Source organism: Bradyrhizobium sp. 134 (genome assembly GCF_023074155.1).
Lineage (GTDB): Bacteria > Pseudomonadota > Alphaproteobacteria > Rhizobiales > Xanthobacteraceae > Bradyrhizobium.
Genome location: NZ_JADPKX010000069.1, coordinates 91,160 through 113,471, shown reverse-complemented (window position 1 = coordinate 113,471; position 22,312 = coordinate 91,160). Strand labels below are relative to the sequence as shown.

Genomic DNA, 22,312 nt, shown 5'->3' with positions numbered 1-22,312 from the left:
CGTCATCCACTGCCCAAAACAAAATGCCCCCACAACAAAAACGGCGCCCGAAGGCGCCGTTTTATCATCTTTTCGAGCTGCGATCTCAGTGAGCGGTCAGGCCGCCGGCGGCTTCGTCGCCGTCCGGCTTGACCGTGACCTTGGTGTCCTCTTCCCAGACGATCGGCACTGGCTTCTTGACCAGCGCCTTGGCGACGACGTCGTCGAGGCGGGAGACCGGGATGATCTCCATGCCGCCCTTGATCGCATCGGAAATCTCCGTGAGATCCTTGGCGTTGTCCTCGGGGATCAGCACCGTCTTGATGCCGCCGCGGGCAGCAGCCAGCAGCTTCTCCTTCAGGCCGCCGATCGGCAGTACGCGGCCGCGCAGCGTGATCTCGCCGGTCATCGCGACATCGTGGCGGACCGGGATGCCGGTCATGACCGAGATGATCGCGGTGGCCATCGCCACGCCCGCCGACGGACCGTCCTTCGGCGTCGCGCCTTCCGGCACGTGCACGTGGATGTCGCGCCGGTCGAACAGCGGCGGCTCGATGCCGTAGACGATCGCGCGCGAGCGGACGTAGGACGCCGCCGCCGAGATCGATTCCTTCATCACGTCACGCAGATTGCCCGTGACCGTCATCTTGCCCTTGCCGGGCATCATGACGCCTTCGATCGTCAGCAACTCGCCGCCGACATCGGTCCAGGCAAGGCCGGTGACGATGCCGACCTGCGGCTCGCTCTCGATCTCGCCGTAGCGGTACTTCGGCACGCCGAGCAGCTCTTCCAGAGTCTTCTCGGTGACCTTGACCGACTTCTTCTTGGAGATCATCAGCTCCTTCACCGCCTTGCGGGCAAGTGTGGAGAGCTCACGCTCCAAATTGCGCACGCCCGCTTCGCGGGTGTAGCGGCGGATCAGAAGCAGCAGCGCATCGTCGTCAATCGAGAACTCCTTGGAGTCCAAGCCGTGCTTGGACACCGCGTTCGGGATCAAGTGCTTGCGCGCGATCTCGACCTTCTCGTTCTCGGTATAGCCCGCGATCCGGATGATCTCCATGCGGTCCATCAGCGGTCCCGGAATATTGAGCGTATTCGCGGTCGTGATGAACATCACGTTGGAGAGATCGTAGTCGACCTCGAGATAGTGGTCGTTGAAGGTCGCGTTCTGCTCGGGGTCGAGGACCTCGAGCAAAGCCGAGGACGGATCGCCGCGGAAATCGGCACCCATCTTGTCGATCTCGTCCAGCAGGAACAGCGGATTGGACGACTTCGCCTTCCGCATCGACTGGATGATCTTGCCGGGCATCGAACCGATATAGGTGCGGCGGTGACCTCGGATCTCGGCCTCGTCACGCACGCCACCGAGCGACACGCGCACGAACTCACGCCCCGTCGCCTTGGCGATCGACTTGCCGAGCGAGGTCTTGCCGACACCGGGAGGGCCGACGAGGCACAGGATCGGGCCGGTCAGCTTGTTGGCGCGCGACTGCACGGCGAGATACTCGACGATGCGGTCCTTGACCTTCTCCAGCCCGTAGTGATCGGCATCCAGAACCGCCTGCGCGGCTTCCAGATCCTTCTTCACCTTGGACTTCTTGTTCCACGGGATCGACAGCAGCCAATCCAGATAGTTGCGCACGACGGTCGCTTCCGCGGACATCGGCGACATCTGGCGCAGCTTCTTCAATTCATGCTGCGCCTTCTCGCGCGCTTCCTTGGAGAGCTTGGTCTTGGAGATCTTCTCTTCGAGATCGGCGAGTTCGTCGCGACCGTCGTCGTCGCCGAGCTCCTTCTGGATCGCCTTCATCTGCTCGTTGAGATAGTACTCGCGCTGGGTCTTCTCCATCTGGCGCTTGACGCGCGAGCGGATGCGCTTCTCGACCTGAAGCACCGAGATCTCGCTCTCCATCAGGCCCAGCACCTTCTCCAGGCGCTGCGTGACCGACAGCGTCTCCAGGATGCCCTGGCGATCCGCGATCTTGACGGCGAGATGCGAGGCGACGGTGTCGGCGAGCTTGGCGAAATCGGTGATCGCCTGCACGACGCCGACGACCTCGGCCGAGATCTTCTTGTTGAGCTTCACATAGCTCTCGAAGTCGGACACGACCGAGCGCGCCATGGCCTCGGCCTCGACCGACTTCGCATCGGTGTCGGCGAGCGCAATCGCAGTCGCTTCGTAATAGTCGGCGCGATCGGTGTACTTCTGCACGCGCGCACGCTCGAGCCCTTCGACCAGCACCTTCACGGTGCCGTCGGGAAGCTTCAAGAGCTGGAGCACGCTGGCAAGCGTACCGGTCTCGTAGATGGAATCGGGTGCCGGATCATCGTCGGACGCGTTCTTCTGGGTCGCGAGCATGATCAGCGCGTCGTTCTTCATCACCTCTTCGAGCGCGCGGATCGACTTCTCGCGGCCGACGAAGAGCGGAACGATCATGTGCGGGAAGACGACGATGTCGCGCAGGGGCAGCACGGGGTAGGCGTGCGTTTCGCCATGAACGATGGTTGGCCTGGGTTTTGGATTGGTCATGGCCTTTTTCCTTTTGCTTTGCCCCCTTGCACGCAGCCCGCCATGCTCATGCGCAACCGCCACAAGGTGCCGAGGTGATCGGCAAAACCGGTCGGTCCTTTTGAGGTTGGACCGGCTCGCCGGATCGGAACTGAGGCGAATCTTGGAGAGAATTTTTGCTCGCCGCCGACATTAGGTGGCTATCGACCCGGGGGGTGTCAAGTCATTGAAGACGCGTGCCATCAGGCGCTTACGCACGCAAATAAGCGACGCAACACCGGCTGCGGAGATACTTTCCGCAGCCCTTGCTTGAGGAGACGATTGGAGCGTTCCAGCGCCGCAAATCAGGCGCTGGCGTTCTCGACGGCGCGATCGGACCGATCGGCGTAAATGTAGAGCGGACGCGCCGTTCCTTCCACGACTTCGCGGGAAATCACGACTTCTTCCACACCTTCGAGGCCCGGCAGGTCGAACATGGTCTCGAGCAGGATCGCCTCGAGGATCGAGCGCAGTCCGCGCGCACCGGTCTTGCGCTCGATCGCCCTGCGGGCAACCGCGCCAAGCGCCTCGTCGGCGAAGGTCAGCTCGATGTTCTCCATCTCGAACAGCCGCTGGTACTGCTTCACCAGCGCGTTCTTCGGCTCGACCAGGATCTTCTTGAGCGAAGCCTCGTCCAGATCTTCCAGCGTCGCCACGACGGGCAGACGGCCGACGAATTCCGGGATCAGGCCATACTTCAGGAGATCCTCCGGCTCGACGTGACGGAAGATTTCGCCGGTGCGGCGGTCTTCCGGCGCGAGCACCTGGGCGGCGAAACCGATCGAGGTCGAACGTCCGCGTGCCGAAATGATCTTCTCAAGGCCCGAGAACGCACCACCGCAGATGAACAGGATGTTGGTGGTGTCCACCTGCAGGAATTCCTGCTGCGGATGCTTGCGGCCGCCCTGCGGCGGGACCGAAGCCACCGTGCCTTCCATGATCTTGAGCAGTGCCTGCTGCACGCCCTCACCCGACACGTCGCGCGTGATCGAAGGATTGTCGGACTTGCGGCTGATCTTGTCGATTTCGTCGATATAGACGATGCCGCGCTGGGCACGCTCGACGTTGTAGTCGGCGGCCTGGAGCAGCTTCAGGATGATGTTCTCGACGTCCTCGCCGACATAGCCGGCTTCCGTCAGCGTCGTCGCATCCGCCATCGTGAACGGCACGTCCAGGATGCGGGCGAGCGTCTGCGCGAGCAGCGTCTTGCCCGAGCCGGTCGGACCGATCAGCAGGATGTTCGACTTCGCAAGCTCGACGTCGTTGTGCTTGGTCTGGTGGTTGAGGCGCTTGTAGTGATTGTGCACCGCGACCGAGAGGACCTTCTTCGCATGGTTCTGGCCGATCACGTAATCGTCCAGCACCTTGCAGATTTCCTTCGGCGTCGGAATCCCGTCGCGCGACTTCACCAGCGAGGATTTGTTCTCCTCGCGAATGATGTCCATGCAGAGCTCGACGCACTCGTCGCAAATGAAGACCGTGGGACCCGCGATCAGTTTGCGCACTTCGTGCTGGCTCTTGCCGCAGAACGAGCAATACAGCGTGTTTTTGGAGTCGCTCGTGCCGACCTTACTCATTCATGTCTCCGTCCGCGGTTCGATCCCGTCCGCTCGATCGCCCTATTCCGGCACGACAGCCGGTACAGTCCTTCAAATAGAGCAAATTCCGTACCAAAAAAGACCCTACGCGTTACATGCCGTGCGAATCACGGTCACTCGATTCCCCGCGATCATAGCCGATCAGTCGTAGCGAACCATGCTGTCACCCGACTATCAAGAATTCGCTAATCGGGGGTCGCCGGCTACCCGTGACAATACCGTGATTTCCGGTCTTGGCACGGGCGAAGTGATCGAAATCACCCCGGCGTTGCTGGATTGCCACGAAAAACAAGCACGAAAGCGGAACTTTCTGCCTGTCGCAGGGCGCAAAACTACGTTTTGCGACGCGCGCACGTGTCCTTAACGTGAACGCTCCCTAATGGCGCCGGCGAGCCCGGAGGGTTCGCCGCCGCAGTAGTGCTACGGGGTCTTCGGCGCCGCGGTTTCCTCGGCGCGCTTGTCGATGACCCTGTCGACCAGGCCGAACTCCTTGGCGTCGCTCGCGGTCAGGAACTTGTCGCGTTCCAGCGCGTCCTCGATCGCCTTGTAGGTCTGACCGGTGTGCTTCACGTAGATCTCGTTCAGCCGCTTCTTCAGGTTCAGGATTTCCTGGGCGTGCAGCATGATGTCGGTGGCCTGGCCCTGGAAGCCGCCGGAGGGCTGATGCACCATGATGCGAGCGTTCGGCAGCGAGAAGCGCATGTCCTTCTCGCCGGCGCAGAGCAGCAGCGAGCCCATCGAGGCGGCCTGGCCCGTGCACAGCGTCGAGACCGGCGGGCGAATGAACTGCATGGTGTCGTAGATCGCGAGGCCCGACGTCACCACGCCGCCCGGCGAGTTGATGTACATCGAGATTTCCTTCTTCGGATTTTCCGCCTCAAGGAACAACAGCTGCGCGACAATGAGCGTCGACATGCCGTCCTCGACCGGCCCGGTCAGGAAGATGATGCGCTCTTTCAGAAGGCGCGAGAAAATGTCGTAGGCGCGCTCGCCACGGTTGGTCTGCTCGACCACCATGGGCACGAGGTTCATGTAGGTTTCAACCGGATCGCGCATGAGTCACCTAGGGTTTTGAAGAGGCGGACATCGCCAGGCCCGGCTGCCAGTCGGGGCTGGATCTGCCGGAGGGCCGATGGACGTCCCGTGATGCAGGAACTTGATAGACGAACTTGGTAGAAGCGGAAGGCGTAGCGACAGATATAGCCCAATTCGCGCCTGACAAGTGCGGAGCGAATTAAGGCTTAATCCGTGAGGCAGTTGAAGCTGATTCGTACAAAGAGGCCCAGCCGGCCACCTGGCTAGCTCGACCTCTTTGCTGATCATCCTTAATGCAAGGCTATCCTGGAGGCTCTCCTAAAGGCTCTTCTGGAGCCCTCAGGCGGCGGTCTTTTCCGCCTCGTCGTCCTTGTAGAGATCGTCACGCGAAACCTTCTTTTCGGTCACGTTGGCGAGCTCGAGGATGAAGTCGACGACCTTGTCCTCATAGATCGGTGCACGAAGCTGGGCCAACGCTTGGGCGTTGCTGCGGTAATAGTCCCAGACCTCCTTCTCGCGGCCCGGCATCGAGCGCGCCCGCTCGATCACGGCGCGGCCGACCTCGTCGTCGGTCACCGAGATCTTGTTCTTCTCGCCGATCTCGGAAAGCACGAGGCCGAGCCGCACGCGGCGATCGGCGATCTTGCGGTACTCTTCCTTGGCGGCCTCTTCAGTGGTGTCCTCGTCGGCGAAGGTCTTGCCGGCGGAGTCCATCTCGGCCTTCACCGAGTTCCACATCAGATTGAACTCCTCGTCGACCAGCGAGGGCGGAGCCTCGAAGCGATGGGCCTCGTCGAGGCGGTCGAGCAGCGCGCGCTTGACGCGCTGGCGCGTCGCGGTCGCGAACTCGGCGACCAGCCGTTCGCGCGCCGCTTCCTTCAGCTTGTCCAGCGATTCGAGGCCGAGCGTCTTGGCGAACTCGTCGTCGATCGCGAGGTCCTGCGGCGCCTCGATCAGCGTCGCGGTGGTCTCGAATTCGGCCGGCTGGCCCGCGAGCTTGTCGTTCATGTAGTTCTTGGGAAACGCCACCTTCAGCGTGCGGGTCTCGTTCGTGGCGATGCCGGTGAGCTGCTCTTCGAAGCCGGGGATGAAGGTGTTGGATCCGATCACGACCTGGATGCCCTCACCGGCGCCGCCCTCGAAAGGTTCGCCGTTGATGGTGCCCTTGAAGGCGACGGTGACGCGATCACCCGACTCGGCCTTGGCGCCCTCGCCCTTCGCGGCATAGCCGCGGTTCGAATCGGCGATGCGCTTGATCGCCTCATCGACGTCGGCGTCGGTGACTTCGGCGACGGGCTTCTCGACCTCGAAGGTCTTGAAGTCGGCGAGCGCGATCGACGGCACCACCTCGATCGCAACCGTGTAGGTCAGATCGGTTTTGCCGTTGAGCAGCTCCTCGACCTCGGCCTGCTCGGTCGGCATGGTGATCTTCGGTTCGGTCGCAAGGCGGAAGCCGCGCTCGGAGAACAGCTGCGTGTTGGTGTCGCGGATGGTCTGGTCGATGGTCTCGGCCATCACCGAGCGGCCATAGACCTTCTTGAGGTGCGTGACCGGCACCTTGCCAGGACGGAAGCCGTTGATGCGGACCTTGTCCTTGAGATCGACGAGCTTGGCACCGGCCTTGGCGTCGAGATCAGACGCGGGAACGCTGATCTTGAACTCGCGCTTCAAACCTTCCGAGAGGGTTTCTGTGACCTGCATGGTGTCCAATCTTCTTCTCGTTCGGTCCCGGCGCGCATGCGTCGGGACGCTGTCATTAATCGATCCGGCGCGAGGCGAACGCCTCAACGCCGGTGGTTCATCGGACCGGCTTCCGGCGGACAAACATCCGCGCAGGAGCAGATCGCGTAATCCGTGCAAACGCTGAAAGCGCTTGGTGCGGGCGGAGGGACTCGAACCCCCACAACTTTCGTCACTGGAACCTAAATCCAGCGCGTCTACCAGTTCCGCCACGCCCGCGTAAATTTGCATCAAGACCGGCCGCGATGCCGCGGGCGGCGGGCTTATAGCATGTGCCCGCCTGTTCGCAGCAAAAAAATGGCCCGATAGAGGCAGGCTTCAACTAGGCACGACGGCTGGACTTATCCAGCACGCCGTGGTCCGGATCGGCCATGAAAACGCGGATCTTCGACCCGACGAGGCGCGAGGTTTTGGCCGGACTTGGAGCCGGACTTGGCGCCTCTGTGGCCGGGCTGATGGCGGGCGGCGCAGTCCCGGCCGTGACCGCCCAGCTCGCACTTCAGGCAAGGCCGGCGACGCTGGCTCTGAGGCGGGATCAGGCGCCTACACCCATCTGGGAGCTGGCCGCCGTCAGCCACCTCGGGGATGTCCGTCTCAAACGTGGCGACCGCTGCGAGGTGGTCTTCCGCAACGACCTGCCTGTGCCGCTTGCACCAGTCTGGTACGGCCTTGGCGGCCCGGCCGCGGCCGACCCGCTTCGAGGACGCGCCCCGACGGCCCCGGACGCGACAGAAACATCAATCATTTCAGTACCAAATGCGGGAACCCTGCTGGCCGACTTTCGCCTGTTCGAGGACGGCCTGAAGCAGCCCGCGCGCCCGCTTCCGATCATTGCCGCCGAGACAAACCCGGTCGCCGCCGATCGCGACGTGGTTCTCTTGATCGAGGAATGGCGGCTACGGCCGGATGGGACCGCGCTTGCCCCGGGCCGGGACCCTAGGGACACGTCCCCGCTCTATACAATCAACGGCATGACTTCATTCGAACTCTCAGCTGCGGCGAATGAGCGGCTGCGGCTGCGCTTTATCAACGGCTCGCAACGTTCTGTTCTGGCGATCAAATTGGAAAGCCACGAAGTCCAGGTGGTGGCCCTGGACGGACAGCCGGCCGAGCCGTTCCCGGCTCGCAACGGCGCGCTGGTGCTGGCTCCCGGCGCACGCGCCGACGCCTTCGTGGATGCGGCCACATCGGCCCCATTCCTGCTGCATGACGGCAAGGAGGCGCGCCAGGTCGGCCGCCTGACGGTCTCCGGCAAGCTTGACCGGCGCGTGCCGCTGTTGCCGCCGCAGCCGCTCCCTCCGAATGACCTCCCCGACCGCCTCGATCTGAGAGGCGCCCTGCGATTCGATGTCACGCTCGGGGCAGCCGACGTCGGGTGGGTACGGCCCGCAAATTTCTCGACGTCCTCCGCCCCTACCTTTCGCACCAGGGCCGGCCGCCCCGTCGTGCTGGCGCTCAAGAACCCCGCCCCCGTCGCCACCGTCTTCCATCTCCATGGCCACCCTTTCCGCCTGCTCGACAAGCTCGACGACGGCTGGAAGCCCTATTGGCTCGACACGCTCGCGATCGAACCCGGCCAGACCCAGCGCATCGCATTCGCTGCGGCCTCCCCCGGCCGATGGCTGATCGAATCCGTCGTAACCGACTGGGCCGCACCGCGGCTGGTGCGCTGGTACGCGGTGGAGTGAGAGCTCAGTATTCCACCCCCAGCGCACCATAGATTCGCCGGTGCACGGCCGGCAGCGTCTCGGTGAGATCCTCCGCGATCAGCCCCGGCCCCGCCTCGCTCGCCGCTTCGCCATGCATCCAGACGGCGATGCTGGCGGCTTCGAATGCCGGCACGCCTTGCGCCAGCAGCCCTGCGATGATGCCGGCGAGCACGTCGCCGGCACCCGCGGTGGCGAGCCAGGGCGGTGCGTTGGCGGCGATGGTGGCGCGGCCGTCGGGCGCGGCGATCGTGGTGTCCGCGCCCTTCAGCAGCACGACCGCGCCGGAGCGCTCGGCGGCGGCGCGCACGCGCTCGATCTTCGAGCGGCCCGGATATTTATTGCTGAGGTCGGAGAACAGCCGTGGGAACTCGCCCTCGTGCGGCGTCAGCACCACCGCCTTGTCCTGCGACGTCTTGATCGATTCGAACAGGCGCTCGGGATTCGCGGCAAAGCTCGTCAGCGCATCCGCGTCGAGCACCAGATGCCGCTGCGCGTTAAGCGCCGTGTGGACGAGATCGCAGGTGCGCTCGCCGACACCCGCGCCGGGGCCGATGATGCAGGTGTTGTAACGCTTGTCGCCGAGCAGCTCGCCGAACTCGATGGCGGTATCGACGGGGCGAACCATGACCGCGGTGAGCGCAGCCGCATTGATCGCGAGCGCATCACGCGGCGTGGCCAGAGTCACCAGGCCCGCACCTGCCCGCAGCGCCCCGCGCGCGGCGAGCCGCGCGGCACCGGTCGCCGCCGCATCGCCCGAGACCGCCAGCACATGGCCGCGCGCGTATTTGTGGCCGTCGATGCGCGGCACCGGAAAGGCCGCGCCCCAGAAGTCCGGATCGTTTTCGAATATTTGCGGCGCGATCTCGTCCAGCACTTGCGCGTCGATACCGATATCGGCGACACGCACGTGGCCGCAATGCATCCGCCCCGGCAGCAGCAGATGCGCCGGCTTCTTCCGGAAGAAGGTAAGGGTCTCGGTGGCGTTCACCGCCACGCCCAGCACGGCTGCGCTGGTGCCGTTGATGCCGCTCGGCAGGTCGACCGCGAGCACCGGCGCACCGTTGGCGTTGATCGCCTCGATCATCGCACGCGCCTCGCCCTCGGCGGGACGGCTGAGGCCCGCGCCGAACAGCGCATCGATGATCAGCGCCGGTCGCCCGATCGCCTGCGGGTTGAACGGGAGCACCGGGTGCTTCCAGCCCCGCGCGGCCGAGGCCGCATCGCCCTGGAGCTGGTCGCGCTCGCACATCAGGATCACCGAGACCTCGCGGCCCTGCGCGGCGAGCTCGGCGGCTGCGACAAAACCGTCCCCGCCGTTGTTGCCCGGGCCGGCCACGATCAGGATCGGCCCCTCCTCCACCAGCGCGTGGGCGGCCTCGGCGACCGCCTGACCGGCGCTGAGCATCAGCTTGAAGCCGGGGGTGCCTGCCGCAATGCTGAGCTGGTCGGCGCGCTGCATTTCGGCGTTGGTCAGAACTTCCATGCCACTTCCCTGTCCAAAAGCCTTTTCAAGAGGCACGTTCCGCACCAGGCCATCCGACGGAACGACGATCTGCACAGATATTGAACCGTTTGCCTATTTCGTAGTCTGCGGTATTTTGTGCGGGTCGGCGCCACCTATCAGAGCTGCACGTTAAAAGGCTGATAACGCTCCAATAATCAGGGCATTTGCAACTTGGCATAGACCCTGCTTTCGCGGAAGTCGCTTCGGTTCGTCGTGCTCACTGGCATTTATCAGGGTGTGGCCGGCCGTTGTTGCCGGACTGGTCAGGGATCCCGGCATAGCGAAGACAAGATCGTGCGTTAAGAAAAGCGCATCCTGACGAAGACGTTGCTATTTGTTCGAAAGGCCGGGAGGCGCGCAGTGAAGAAAATCGAAGCCATCATCAAGCCATTCAAGCTCGACGAGGTGAAGGAAGCGCTTCAGGAAGTCGGCCTTCAGGGCATCACCGTCACTGAAGCCAAGGGCTTCGGCCGGCAGAAGGGTCACGCCGAGCTGTACCGCGGCGCAGAATACATCGTCGACTTCCTGCCCAAGGTGAAGATCGAGATCGTGATCGGCGACGATCTGGTCGAGCGCGCCATCGACGCAATCCGCCGCGCCGCGCAAACCGGGCGCATCGGCGACGGCAAGATCTTCGTCTCCAATATCGAAGAGGCGATCCGCATCCGAACCGGCGAATCCGGGCTGGACGCTATCTGAGCCGGGTGCTATCCCGCATTTTGCGACATTCTGACAAGAAATAGGCTGCTTCGGCGGCCTCATTTTGTTTGTGCCTCGCGCGCCTCAAGAAGCGTGAACACGGTCGCTTGAAGCTTGGAAACCGACCCGCAGAGCCATAAGGGGTATGCATGAAGACCGCCAAAGACGTCCTGAAATCGATCAAGGACAACGACGTCAAATACGTCGACCTGCGCTTCACCGATCCGCGCGGCAAGTGGCAGCACGTCACCTTCGACATCAGCATGATCGATGAGGACATTTTCGCCGAAGGGACGATGTTTGACGGCTCCTCGATCGCCGGCTGGAAGGCGATCAACGAGTCCGACATGTGCCTGATGCCCGATCCGGTGACCGCGACGATCGATCCGTTCTTCGCCGAGACCACCATGGTCATCACCTGCGACGTGCTCGAGCCGACCACCGGCGAGCCCTACAACCGCGATCCCCGCGGCATCGCCAAGAAGGCCGAGGCGATGGTCAAGTCGATGGGCGTTGGCGACACCGTGTTCGTCGGCCCCGAAGCCGAGTTCTTCGTGTTCGACGACGTGCGCTTCTCCGCCAACCCCTACAGCACCGGCTTCCGCCTCGACTCTTCCGAGCTGCCGACCAACTCCGACACCGAATATGAAGGCGGCAATCTCGGCCATCGTGTCCGTACCAAGGGCGGCTACTTCCCGGTGCCGCCGCAGGACTCCGTGCAGGACATGCGCTCGGAGATGCTCGGCGCCATGGCCAAGATGGGCGTGAAGGTCGAGAAGCACCATCACGAGGTCGCTTCCGCCCAGCACGAGCTCGGCATGAAGTTCGACACGCTGACCTTGATGGCCGACCACATGCAGATCTACAAATACTGCATCCACCAGGTTGCGCACATCTACGGCAAGACCGCCACCTTCATGCCGAAGCCGGTCTTCGGCGACAACGGCTCGGGCATGCACGTGCACCAGTCGATCTGGAAGGACGGCAAGCCGGTGTTCGCCGGCAACAAATACGCCGACCTGTCGGAGACCTGCCTCCATTACATCGGCGGCATCATCAAGCACGCCAAGGCGATCAATGCCTTCACCAACCCGTCGACCAACTCCTACAAGCGTCTGGTCCCGGGCTATGAGGCTCCCGTGCTGCTCGCCTATTCCGCCCGCAACCGCTCCGCCTCCTGCCGCATCCCCTACACCGCTTCGCCGAAGGCCAAGCGCGTCGAGGTGCGCTTCCCCGATCCGCTCGCCAATCCCTATCTCGGCTTCGCCGCGATGCTGATGGCGGGCCTCGACGGCATCAAGAACAAGATCGATCCGGGTCCGGCGATGGACAAGGACCTCTACGATCTGCCGAAGGAAGAGCTGAAGCAGATCCCGACGGTGTGCGGCAGCTTGCGCGAGGCGCTGGAAAACCTCGACAAGGATCGCGGCTTCCTGAAGAACGGCGGCGTGTTCGACGACGACTTCATCGACGCTTATATCGAGCTGAAGATGACCGAAGTCGCCCGCTTCGAAATGACCCCGCACCCGGTCGAGTTCGAAATGTACTATTCGGGCTAAGCCGCCGGAACGACTACGACGCACGAAAGGCGCCCCTCGGGGCGCCTTTTTTTGTGGTCCTCGAGTTTTGTTCTGCGTCTGACTCCACTTCGTTCTCAAAGAACGAATCGGAATCGAGAAAACTGGCGCGCATCAATTCTTGATATCTGGTTTATTGCGCCCGAGAGATCGCGAGCGCTGTTGGTAATCGCAGGATGCGTTCAGCGCCGCGAAATCCATCCTGGAGACTAGTTCTCGTGCCTGTTTGCGAAAATCGCCAATCCTCCGCCGCCGGTCGCAACGATCGAGAGCCTTATCGGCCTCGGCGCAACCCCGCAGCTACGCCGCCGCGCGCTGCTTCGCCACCATGGCCTGACCGAACGCCTCGAACAGTTTTCGGTTGATCGGATTGTGCTGCGGGTCGTATTCGGCGTGCCATTGCACCCCGAGCGCAAAAGCCCTGGCTTCCGCGATGCGGATTGCCTCGATGGTGCCGTCCTCGGCAATGCCCTCGATCAGCACGCGCTTGCCGGGATCGAGGATGCCCTGGCCGTGCAGCGAATTGACCCTGATCTTGTCACAGCCGAGCAATTCTGCGAACGCGCCGCCCGGCGTCAGATCGACGTCGTGGCGATCGGCGAACACCACTGTCGGATCGGGGTGGATCTCACCGTTCTCGAGCCTCGGCATGCGATGGTTCATGCGGCCCGGGATCTTGCGGATCTCGGGATGCAGCGAGCCGCCGAAGGCGACGTTCATCTCCTGGAGGCCCCGGCAGATGCCGAACAGCGGGATACCGCGGGCAACGCAGGCGACCGAGAGCGCCAGCGCCACCTCGTCGCGGTGGATGTCGTAGGGCTCGTGCGCCTCACACGGATCGACGTTGAAACGGGTCGGGTGGACGTTGGCCCGGGCGCCGGTCAGCACGATGCCGTCGACAGTGTCAAGGAGCGCGCCGATATCGGTGATGTCGGGCGAGCCCGCGAACATCACCGGCAGGCCGCCTGAAACCTCGGCCACGGCGCGCAGATTACGCTCGCCGACCATCTGGACCTGAAATCGATTTTCAACGCGATGGGCATTCCCGATCACGCCGACGACCGGCTTTCTCATCTCCCGCTCAGACCTCCCCGCCGAAGAAGATTCTCCAAACATGCCCCCTGGGTGGAACAAATTCAACAGAAGGGTACGCGGGACGGCAATGCTATTTTCGCGCAAATGCCTCCCGGGCCACGATCGCGCCGCCAAGGGGCAGGCCGGCGGTCTTCAGTGCGGTCGCCGCCGGGTCCCCCGGCGCAGCCAACCAGGGCAGTTTCGTTTCGATTCCGCGCGTCACGGACTCCCCGAGCGCGCCACCGAAATCGATCGGCCAAAGCCCGTTGGGCACCATTTCGGCGGTAAGACCACGGAGTGCATAGCCGTCGCCCAGGACCGCCTCCGCATGGTCGCCGGCGACAAGGCGCGCCGTCGCAGGGTCCATGGGATCGCCAAAGCTCACCAGCACGGGCAGTAGGTCCCCCTGCACCGCGACGACGCCGGTCTGCCGGTTGAGCTCGTTGAACGAGACACGGTTGCCTCGCGCGGCGCCATAAGCGCGGGGCGCGACATAGTTGATGTCGTCGAGATCGAGCTTCGCGCCCTGCTGATGCGCCAGCAATGCCACCACATTCTTTCCCCGGCCGAGGTCGACGAACACAGCCTCGCCGCGCATCGTGGTGCGGCCGCCCCGGCTATAGCCGCGATCGGGCACGACGGCCAGAACACCGGAGCCGGACTTGACGCCTTCGGGCGTCGTCACCTCGACCGTGAGGCGATATTTGTGGCCGGGCCGGTTGATCCGGATCTGGTCGCCAATCACGAGCACGGCCAAAAGCCCGAGCAGACCCACCCATTTGCTGATGAAACTCAAGCGCGCCCCACCTGTTCTCTCCTCGTCCGTCTGCACCGTTCACACGGCAGCGTCAAACCAGCGCGTTGACGCGGTCTTGATCAAAAGCGTGTTTGCCGAAAGACTGCCCCCCGGTCCACCCAAAGGACATTGCGTGATCACATTCCCGGATGAACGACCCCCGACCCGTTTTGATCTGGCTTGGGGCATTTCGGTCGGCGGCATCGGCGTGGTGCTGTTCGCCGTGCTGCTCGCGTTCTCCTGGTACTTCGCGACGACCCTGCTCCTGATCTTCGCCGGGGTGCTGCTGGGCCTTGGGCTCAACGCGCTGACCAACGCGCTTGGCCGGCATGCGCGTCTGCCGCATGCGCTGCGGCTCGCAATCGTCTGCTTGGCCCTCGCGCTCATGCTCGCGGGCATCGCATATCTCGGCGGCGCCACCATCGCCGATCAGGCGGCGGGACTCAGCAAAACCATCAAATCCCAGATCGGCAACGTCAAATCATTCCTGGACAATCACGGCATCGACACCAGCTTCTTCGATTTCGGGAGCTCCGGACCCGATTCGTCTCCCGACGCGCAACCGGAGCCGACGCCGTCGGCCGGCACGACGTCGCGCGGGGCAATACCCGGCGCAGGCGCCCTTGCCTCCAGCGGCGGGGCGATCGTGAGCCAGACGTTCAAGCTGCTGCTTGGCACCATCCACGGCGTGGGAAACATCTTCATCGTGCTGTTTCTGGGAGTCGCCTTCGCCGCCCAACCCAGCGTCTATCGCGAGGGATTGCTGTTCATCGCGCCTGCAAAACATCGCGCGCGCGCGGCCGTCATCATCGACCGCGTCAGCGAGACACTTGAACGATGGCTGATCGCACAGATGATCGTCATGCTCGCGGTCGGGGCGGTAACCTGGATCGGGCTTCTCATCATCGGCATCCCGGGCTCCTTCATCCTCGGGATTCAGGCGGGACTGCTCGGCTTCATTCCGACCGTCGGCGCCATCATCGCCGGCGTTGTGGTCGTGCTGGCGAGCCTCGCCTCAGGATGGATTCCGGCGCTGTCGGCCTTTCTCCTCTTCATGGGCGTCCACGCCATGGAGAGCTACGTGCTGACGCCCCTGCTGCAGCGGCAGGCACTGGACATCCCGCCGGCCACGCTGTTCGCGTTCCAGATCCTGCTCGGCGTCGTCTTCGGGATCTGGGGTCTGGCGCTGGCGCTGCCACTGGTCGCCATCGCCAAGGTCGTGATCGACCACTTCAAGACGTACGAAGCGCCGCCTCTGGCGGAGGCAGCCTGAGCCGCCTCAGGTGGTGAGCACGGTTTCGGTGTGCTCGACCTCAGGGGGTGCCGCAAAATACTGGCCGACGAGGCCGCGCCATTCGGTGAAATTCTCGGAGCCGCGGAAATCGACGGTATGGTTCTCGAGCGTTTCCCACTTCACCATCAGACGATAGCGCTGCGGCTTCTCGATCGACTTGTGCAGCTCGAAACCATGGAAACCCTTGGAGCGGCCGAAAGCGGCCTTGGCCTTGGCGACGGCGGCCTCAAAGTCCTTCTCGCTGCCCGGCTTGACGTCGATTTGCGCGATCTCGGTGATCATCTGTTTCCACCCATTTTTGTTCGATGGGCGTGTCTACCGCAGCCCGCGACAAAGAAAAAGGCGCCGAAACGGCGCCCTGCCCGGTCCGAGAATGCAGATCACTCAGGCAAGCAGCAGAGCGGTGCCCGCCACGATCAGCGCACAACCGGCGAACAGCGCAAGCGGCCAGTAATTGCGGCCTTGCGTGTAATGCCCTTGGGCGCGGCGCTCGGTGATCAGCGCGCTCTCATATTCGTCCGCGGTCGAGAACAGGCAGGCGAAGCCGCCGCGTGCCGAAGTCGCCGCGGCTTCGAGCGACATCAGGGCGGTCTGCGGGTTCTGTCGACGGATCGATTCCATGACCGCAATGGTAGGGATCGAATGGTAAACAGGGGATTACCGCAAGGCCTCCTTTGCCTAGGCTGTCGCCGTCTGCGCCTTGGACTGCGTGTTGGAGACGCCGATCCGTGCGGCGCTCTGGCGGCGCCAGTTCTCCAGCGACAATGGCAGCTCCTCCGCCGCCTCGACGCGGTTACGGCCGCCGCGCTTGGCCTGGTAAAGCGCGGTGTCAGCCGAGGCCAGCAGCACTTCGAGTTCGGTGCCGGCCGGACCGCCCGCGACGCCGATACTGACGGTGGTGTCGACCGGGCCCTCATCGACAACGACCCCGGAGGTCTCGAAGGCTTCGCGCACGCGCTCGGCGACCAGCACGCCCTCCTCCAGCGAACACGGCAGGAGGGCGGCGAACTCCTCGCCGCCGATGCGACCCGACATGTCGCTGATGCGCAGGTTGCTGACGACGACGGTCGAGAACAGTTTCAGCATCTCGTCGCCGGCGGGATGGCCGAAGCGGTCGTTGATCGACTTGAAATGATCGATATCGAAGATCATCACGGTCACGGGACGGCCGGCCTTGGCCTCGCGCTCGATCACGCGTCCGCAGGCTTCCGAGAAGCCGCGGCGGTTGAGCATGCCGGTCAGCGGATCGGTGGACGCGGCGGTCCGGTGCGCAGTGACCGTGCGCTCGGACACCAGCATGAAGATCACGAACACGGTGCCGACGGCATAGAGCACGAGTTCGACCGCGAACACGGTGACCCAGATGCTGTTGGAGAAGCCGGCATCGTTCGGGCGCAGGAAACTGCCGAGCAGGATCGGCAGCATCAAGACGCAGCCGTGCATCACCGGGACCACGAAGGCCGGCCAGCGCCGTTGCAGGCTCTTGCGCCGCTCGACCCAGAGCTCGCTCGCCGTCAGCGCCGCATAGACCGAGACGATGCCGGCGCCGACGATCATGCGCGGCATGGACGCCGCGGGATCGAGCAGCGTGGCGGCAGCGGTCCAGGCGAGCGCGCCGACCAGGAGACCCGGCCAGTTCGGCTTGCGGCCATGAAAGACGCGCGCCGCATTCCACACCATGCCGCAGGCGACGAAGCCGACTGCGTTCAGCGCAAGGTAAAGATGCGGGCCCAGCTTGTCGCCGGCCGCCGTCCAGAGCGCGACCGATGCGGCGCCGAGGAGATAGGCGGTGCCCCACCATTTCAGCGCAGGGCTGTTCTCCTGCCTTCCGAAAAATACCATCATGGCGCCGAGCAGTGCGGCGACCATGGTGGCGACCAAATAGAGCGTGATGCTATCGAGCGACGTCATGTCGGCCCCCTTCTAGACATAGCAGTTACGCGATCGGCTCCACCGATTTGCGCGCCCTTCCAAAGGCGACGCTATGTCTCGCGGGTTCCATTCAGGTTTTCATGCGAGCCCAAGTTTTCAGGAAACACGCCATCAATTTGCATACAAACGAACAGCAAAAAGGGCGCTGAAATCAGCGCCCTTTTGCATCTCATTGAAGCCGCTTTCGCAGCGAATGCGACCGAAGCGATTAACGCTTCGAGAACTGGAAGGACCGGCGGGCCTTGGCCTTGCCGTACTTCTTGCGCTCGACCACGCGGGAGTCGCGGGTGAGGAAGCCGCCCTTCTTGAGCACGGTGCGCAGCTCCGGCTCGAAATAGGTCAGCGCCTTCGAGATGCCGTGACGGACGGCACCGGCCTGGCCGGACAGACCGCCGCCGGCGACGGTGCAGATCACGTCATACTGGCCCGAGCGCGCGGCCACGGAGAACGGCTGCTCAATCATCATACGCAGCACCGGACGGGCGAAATAGACCTCGACCTCGCGCGCGTTGACCGTGACCTTGCCGGCGCCCGGCTTGATCCAGACGCGGGCGACCGCGTCCTTTCGCTTGCCGGTGGCATAGGCGCGGTTGAACTTGTCGACCTTCTTCTCGTGCTTGGGCGCGTCGGGCGCGGCCGCCGTCTTGAGCTGCGAGAGCTGGTCGAGCGACTGGATGGATTCGGCCATGTTATGCGGCCCTCGTGTTCTTGCGGTTCAACTTGGCGATGTCGATCTTCTCGGGCGTCTGGGCCTCGTGCGGATGATCGGCGCCGCCATAGACGCGGAGATTGCCCATCTGGACGCGACCGAGCGGACCACGCGGGATCATGCGCTCGACGGCCTTCTCGAGCACGCGCTCGGGATGCTTGCCCTCGAGGATCTGGCGCGCGGTGCGCTCCTTGATGTGGCCGACATAACCGGTGTGCTTGTAATAGGTCTTCTGCTCGCGCTTGCGGCCGGTGAGAACCGCATACTGCGCGTTGATGATGATGATGTTGTCGCCGCAATCAACGTGCGGGGTGTAGGTCGGGAGGTGCTTGCCGCGCAGGCGCATGGCGACGATGGTGGCGAGACGGCCGACGACCAGACCCTTGGCGTCGATCAATACCCACTTCTTCGTCACCTCAGCCGGCTTTGCCGAAAAGGTTTTCATGTCAGAGTTTCCGTGGACGGGGAGCATCGGCGCGAACACCGCACCGGACTGGGCGGTTTTCTAGAGAACGGGGGCGCCGCGGTCAATGCCCAAAGGCGTAATTTACATGTGCAATATCAATTGCTTAGAAATATGGTATTAAGGTACCCGCAAAAAGCTCAAACGTTTGGAATGGAATAGGTCGAGGTGACATGGGCAATCGGATCGGGCGAGGTACCGGACAACAGCTTCACCTCGCCGACGGCAAGGCGCTTGCCGAGCTTGAGCAGCCGCGCCTCCGCCAGCACGTCCTGCCCGGGTTGCCCCTTGCGCAGGAAGTTGATGTTGAGATTGGTGGTGACGGCGAGCCCGATCGGCCCGATCGCGGACAACAGCACCACGTACATCGCGAAATCGGCGAGCGCCATCAGGGTCGGGCCGGACACGGTTCCGCCCGGCCGCAGCATCTTTTCGCTATAGCGCTGACGCAAAAGGCAGGCCTGACCGTCCGCGCTCTCGATCGTGATGTCGTCGCCGCTGAAGGCCTGGGGAAACTCGTTGCGGAGGAACTGCTCGAGCTCCGCCACGCTCATTTTCGCTAACGCCATGCTACCCCTCACCCTCGCTTCACGTCCCCTGTTACATTAAGTTATCTGCGTCATCCAATCGCAATAATCCAACCGGAAACGCTTTGATGTCCGTCCAGGCCGCCCGCGTCCCCTCCCCGCAACCACCGATCCTGCTGCGCGAGACCGTGGGCCCCATCGCGGTCCTGACCCTCAACCGCCCGGCCGCCCGCAACAGCCTGTCGGCGACGCTGATCGCAAGCCTGCATGCCGAGCTCAACGAGATCCGGGACGACAAGTCCGTCCGCGGGGTCGTGATCGCGGCCAACGGTCCCGCCTTCTCCGCCGGCCACGACATGAAGGAGCTGACCGCGCGCCGCACCGACCCGGACCGTGGCCGTGCCTTCTTCGCCGAGATGATGACCGCCTGCAGCGCGATGATGCAGGCAATCGTGCACCTGCCCAAGCCTGTGGTCGCATCGGTCCAGGGCATTGCGACCGCCGCGGGCTGCCAGCTCGTGGCAAGCTGCGATCTCGCCATCGCCTCGGAAGCAGCACACTTCGCCACGCCCGGCGTCGACATCGGCCTGTTCTGCTCGACGCCGATGGTGGCGCTGTCGCGCAACGTGCCGCGCAAGCAGGCGATGGAGATGCTGCTGACGGGCGAGCCGATCCCGGCCGCGCGCGCCCGCGAGATCGGACTGGTCAATCGTGTCGTCGCCGCCGGCACTGAGCGCGCTGCCGCCATTGCGCTCGCCGAACAGGTCGCGCTGAAATCCGCCTATACCGTCAAGCTCGGCAAGGAGGCGTTCTATCGCCAGGCCGAGATGAGCCTTGCAGACGCCTATCGCTATGCGGCAGAGGTGATGACCGACAACATGATGGCGCGAGACGCCGAGGAAGGCATCGGCGCTTTCATCGAGAAGCGCACGCCGACATGGCGGGACGAGTAATTCGTCATTGCGAGCGAAGCGAAGCAATCCAGAATCCCTCCGCGGAGACAGACTGGATTGCTTCGTCGCTTCGCTCCTCGCAATGACAGCACAAAGATGAGCCAATGAACCACGACGCCTATCCCGACAATTACATCCGGGGCATCCTCAACAACGTGAAGTCGATCGCGATGGTCGGCGCTTCGCCTGCCAACGTGCGGCCGAGCTATTTCGCGTTCAAATATCTGGCCCAGCGCGGCTACGACATGATTCCGGTCAACCCCGGCCATGTCGGCAAGGAGCTGCTCGGAAAATCCTTCGTCGCCTCGCTGTCCGACATCGGCCGTCCCGTCGACATGGTCGACATTTTCCGCAACTCCAGCCACATCATGCCGGTGGTCGAGGAAGCCCTCACCCTCGATCCGCTGCCGATGGTGATCTGGATGCAGCTGGGGGCGCGGGACGATGCGGCGGCGCTGAAGGCGGAATCGGTCGGTATCAAGGTGGTGATGAACCGCTGTCCCAAGATCGAATATGGCCGCCTGTCGTCGGAGATCTCCTGGATGGGCGTCAATTCACGCACGCTGAGCTCCAAACGCGCCCCGGTGCCGACGCAGGGCATGCGCTTATCCCTCAATCGGATGAGTGTCGGCGGCGGCGACACCGCGGCATCGGACCGCGCCGCCAAGAACAAGAGCGAGCAAAGCTGACGCAATTGCGAAGGTTTCATTTCGCGAACGCGACAATGCGTAGCACGATCGTTCCGATGTGAAGCCGCGCCTTGACGGCAGCCGCGGCGCCAATCAGCATGCCGCGCGATTTCAGACCACGAGAACAGGACGCCCTCAATGAGCGATCGCCTTCCGGGATTTTCGACCCTCGCCGTGCATGCCGGTGCACAGCCCGATCCCACCACCGGTGCGCGCGCGACTCCGATCTATCAGACGACGTCGTTCGTCTTCAACGACGCCGACCACGCCGCCTCTCTGTTCGGCCTGCAGGCGTTCGGCAACATCTATACCCGCATCGGCAATCCCACCAATGCGGTGCTGGAAGAGCGCGTCGCGGCGCTCGAAGGCGGCACGGCCGCGCTTGCGGTGGCCTCGGGCCATGCCGCGCAGGTCGTGGTGCTGCAGCAATTGCTCCAGCCCGGCGACGAGTTCATCGCCGCGCGAAAGCTCTATGGCGGCTCGATCAACCAGTTCACGCACGCGTTCAAGAGCTTCGGCTGGAACGTGGTGTGGGCCGATCCCGACGACATCGCGAGCTTCGAACGCGCGGTCACGCCGCGCACGAAAGCGATCTTCATCGAGTCCATCGCCAATCCCGCCGGCAGCATCACTGACATCGAGGCGATCTCGACGGTGGCGCGCAAGGCCGGCGTACCGCTGATCGTCGACAACACGCTGGCCTCGCCCTATCTGATCCGTCCCATCGACCACGGTGCCGACATCGTCGTGCACTCGCTGACGAAATTTCTCGGCGGCCATGGCAATTCGATCGGCGGCATCATCGTCGATGCCGGCACCTTCGACTGGTCGACCGGCGGCAAATATCCGATGCTCTCCGAGCCACGGCCCGAATATCACGGCATCCGGCTGCAGGAGACGTTCGGCAATTTCGCCTTCGCGATCGCCTGCCGCGTACTCGGCCTGCGCGACCTCGGACCCGCGCTGTCGCCGTTCAACGCCTTCATGATCCTCACCGGCATCGAGACATTGCCGCTGCGCATGCAGAAGCACTGCGACAATGCGAAAGCGGTCGCCGAATTCCTCGCCGGCCATCCGGCGGTGGCCGCGGTGAACTATGCGGGCCTTGCAAGCGACAAGTACAACCAGCTCGCGCGCAAATACGCGCCGAAGGGTGCCGGCGCCGTGTTCACTTTCAGCCTGAAGGGCGGCTACGATGCCGGCGTCAGCCTGGTGTCGAAGTTGCAGCTGTTCTCGCATCTGGCCAATGTCGGCGACACCCGCTCGCTGGTCATCCATCCGGCCTCGACCACGCACAGCCAGCTCGACGACGCCGCCAAGGTCAAGTCCGGCGCCGGCCCCGACGTGGTGCGGCTCTCGATCGGCATCGAGGACAAGGAAGATTTGATCGCCGATCTGGAACAGGCGCTGGGCGCGTAGCTGTTCTGGTCATTCCGGGGCGCCTGAGTGCGCCCCGGAAAATGGCTCCAGTTAACAGTCATTAACC

At 63.6% G+C, this 22,312-nt stretch carries 20 protein-coding genes and 1 tRNA gene; 7 read left to right on the top strand and 14 right to left on the bottom strand.

All coding sequences use genetic code 11. The annotated features are described in order from the left end of the window. Positions 1-85: 85 nt before the first annotated feature. From lon to IVA75_RS25670, 5 genes are all read right to left on the bottom strand, one after another. Positions 86-2,509, bottom strand: a complete 2,424-nt coding sequence (gene lon, locus IVA75_RS25690) for an endopeptidase La (RefSeq protein ID WP_007603504.1) — start codon at positions 2,507-2,509, stop codon at positions 86-88. Between the two features lie 323 nt (positions 2,510-2,832). Continuing rightward, positions 2,833-4,104 carry an ATP-dependent Clp protease ATP-binding subunit ClpX gene (gene clpX, locus IVA75_RS25685; RefSeq protein WP_007603503.1) on the bottom strand — a complete coding sequence of 424 codons (1,272 nt, stop codon included), beginning with the start codon at positions 4,102-4,104 and terminating at the stop codon, positions 2,833-2,835. A gap of 441 nt (positions 4,105-4,545) precedes the next feature. Continuing rightward, a complete protein-coding gene (locus IVA75_RS25680; protein WP_007603501.1) occupies positions 4,546-5,181 on the bottom strand; it encodes an ATP-dependent Clp protease proteolytic subunit in 636 nt (211 codons plus the stop codon). A 318-nt stretch (positions 5,182-5,499) separates the two neighbouring features. After that, on the bottom strand, positions 5,500-6,861 hold the full coding sequence (gene tig / locus IVA75_RS25675) for a trigger factor (RefSeq protein ID WP_247289446.1): 1,362 nt from the start codon (positions 6,859-6,861) through the stop codon (positions 5,500-5,502). A 173-nt stretch (positions 6,862-7,034) separates the two neighbouring features. Continuing rightward, a tRNA-Leu gene (locus IVA75_RS25670) sits at positions 7,035-7,119 on the bottom strand. Between the two features lie 152 nt (positions 7,120-7,271). Between IVA75_RS25670 and IVA75_RS25665 the strand changes: the two genes are divergently transcribed. Then, positions 7,272-8,588 (top strand): multicopper oxidase domain-containing protein, encoded by a 1,317-nt coding sequence (locus tag IVA75_RS25665; RefSeq protein ID WP_247289444.1) that lies wholly within the window; start codon positions 7,272-7,274, stop codon positions 8,586-8,588. Between the two features lie 4 nt (positions 8,589-8,592). On the opposite strand, the gene IVA75_RS25660 is transcribed toward IVA75_RS25665, so the two are convergent. After that, positions 8,593-10,092, bottom strand: a complete 1,500-nt coding sequence (locus tag IVA75_RS25660; RefSeq protein WP_027567221.1) for a bifunctional ADP-dependent NAD(P)H-hydrate dehydratase/NAD(P)H-hydrate epimerase — start codon at positions 10,090-10,092, stop codon at positions 8,593-8,595. Between the two features lie 381 nt (positions 10,093-10,473). On the opposite strand from IVA75_RS25660, the gene IVA75_RS25655 reads away from it, so the two are divergent. Next, positions 10,474-10,812, top strand: coding sequence for a P-II family nitrogen regulator (locus IVA75_RS25655; protein WP_007603495.1), 339 nt, complete (start codon positions 10,474-10,476; stop codon positions 10,810-10,812). Positions 10,813-10,961: 149 nt separating this feature from the next. Beyond that, entirely contained in the window at positions 10,962-12,371 is a 1,410-nt protein-coding gene (gene glnA / locus IVA75_RS25650) for a type I glutamate--ammonia ligase (protein ID WP_007603494.1), read from the top strand. 318 nt (positions 12,372-12,689) lie between these two features. Here glnA and IVA75_RS25645 read toward each other — a convergent pair whose 3' ends face one another. After that, on the bottom strand, positions 12,690-13,463 hold the full coding sequence (locus tag IVA75_RS25645; protein WP_247289442.1) for a gamma-glutamyl-gamma-aminobutyrate hydrolase family protein: 774 nt from the start codon (positions 13,461-13,463) through the stop codon (positions 12,690-12,692). Positions 13,464-13,554: 91 nt separating this feature from the next. Next, complete coding sequence (locus IVA75_RS25640; RefSeq protein ID WP_247289441.1) at positions 13,555-14,259, bottom strand: hypothetical protein; 705 nt, start codon at positions 14,257-14,259, stop codon at positions 13,555-13,557. 136 nt (positions 14,260-14,395) lie between these two features. Between IVA75_RS25640 and IVA75_RS25635 the strand changes: the two genes are divergently transcribed. Next, positions 14,396-15,532, top strand: a complete 1,137-nt coding sequence (locus tag IVA75_RS25635) for an AI-2E family transporter (RefSeq protein ID WP_247289986.1) — start codon at positions 14,396-14,398, stop codon at positions 15,530-15,532. A 6-nt stretch (positions 15,533-15,538) separates the two neighbouring features. On the opposite strand, the gene IVA75_RS25630 is transcribed toward IVA75_RS25635, so the two are convergent. The 6 genes from IVA75_RS25630 to IVA75_RS25605 form a co-directional block, all read right to left on the bottom strand. Next, a complete protein-coding gene (locus tag IVA75_RS25630; RefSeq protein ID WP_027518288.1) occupies positions 15,539-15,835 on the bottom strand; it encodes an antibiotic biosynthesis monooxygenase family protein in 297 nt (98 codons plus the stop codon). A 102-nt stretch (positions 15,836-15,937) separates the two neighbouring features. Continuing rightward, positions 15,938-16,174, bottom strand: coding sequence for a hypothetical protein (locus IVA75_RS25625; RefSeq protein WP_027567226.1), 237 nt, complete (start codon positions 16,172-16,174; stop codon positions 15,938-15,940). 57 nt (positions 16,175-16,231) lie between these two features. Then, complete coding sequence (locus tag IVA75_RS25620; RefSeq protein WP_247289439.1) at positions 16,232-17,464, bottom strand: GGDEF domain-containing protein; 1,233 nt, start codon at positions 17,462-17,464, stop codon at positions 16,232-16,234. Between the two features lie 229 nt (positions 17,465-17,693). Further along, positions 17,694-18,173, bottom strand: a complete 480-nt coding sequence (gene rpsI, locus IVA75_RS25615) for a 30S ribosomal protein S9 (protein ID WP_007603485.1) — start codon at positions 18,171-18,173, stop codon at positions 17,694-17,696. Between the two features lies 1 nt (position 18,174). Continuing rightward, positions 18,175-18,639, bottom strand: coding sequence for a 50S ribosomal protein L13 (rplM, locus tag IVA75_RS25610; RefSeq protein ID WP_007603484.1), 465 nt, complete (start codon positions 18,637-18,639; stop codon positions 18,175-18,177). 158 nt (positions 18,640-18,797) lie between these two features. Beyond that, positions 18,798-19,226, bottom strand: a complete 429-nt coding sequence (locus IVA75_RS25605) for a PaaI family thioesterase (RefSeq protein WP_007603483.1) — start codon at positions 19,224-19,226, stop codon at positions 18,798-18,800. Between the two features lie 86 nt (positions 19,227-19,312). On the opposite strand from IVA75_RS25605, the gene IVA75_RS25600 reads away from it, so the two are divergent. From IVA75_RS25600 to IVA75_RS25590, 3 genes are all read left to right on the top strand, one after another. After that, positions 19,313-20,137 carry an enoyl-CoA hydratase gene (locus IVA75_RS25600; protein ID WP_247289437.1) on the top strand — a complete coding sequence of 275 codons (825 nt, stop codon included), beginning with the start codon at positions 19,313-19,315 and terminating at the stop codon, positions 20,135-20,137. A gap of 104 nt (positions 20,138-20,241) precedes the next feature. Then, complete coding sequence (locus tag IVA75_RS25595; protein WP_247289435.1) at positions 20,242-20,826, top strand: CoA-binding protein; 585 nt, start codon at positions 20,242-20,244, stop codon at positions 20,824-20,826. 138 nt (positions 20,827-20,964) lie between these two features. After that, a complete protein-coding gene (locus IVA75_RS25590) occupies positions 20,965-22,245 on the top strand; it encodes an O-acetylhomoserine aminocarboxypropyltransferase (protein WP_027567230.1) in 1,281 nt (426 codons plus the stop codon). Positions 22,246-22,312: the final 67 nt, after the last annotated feature.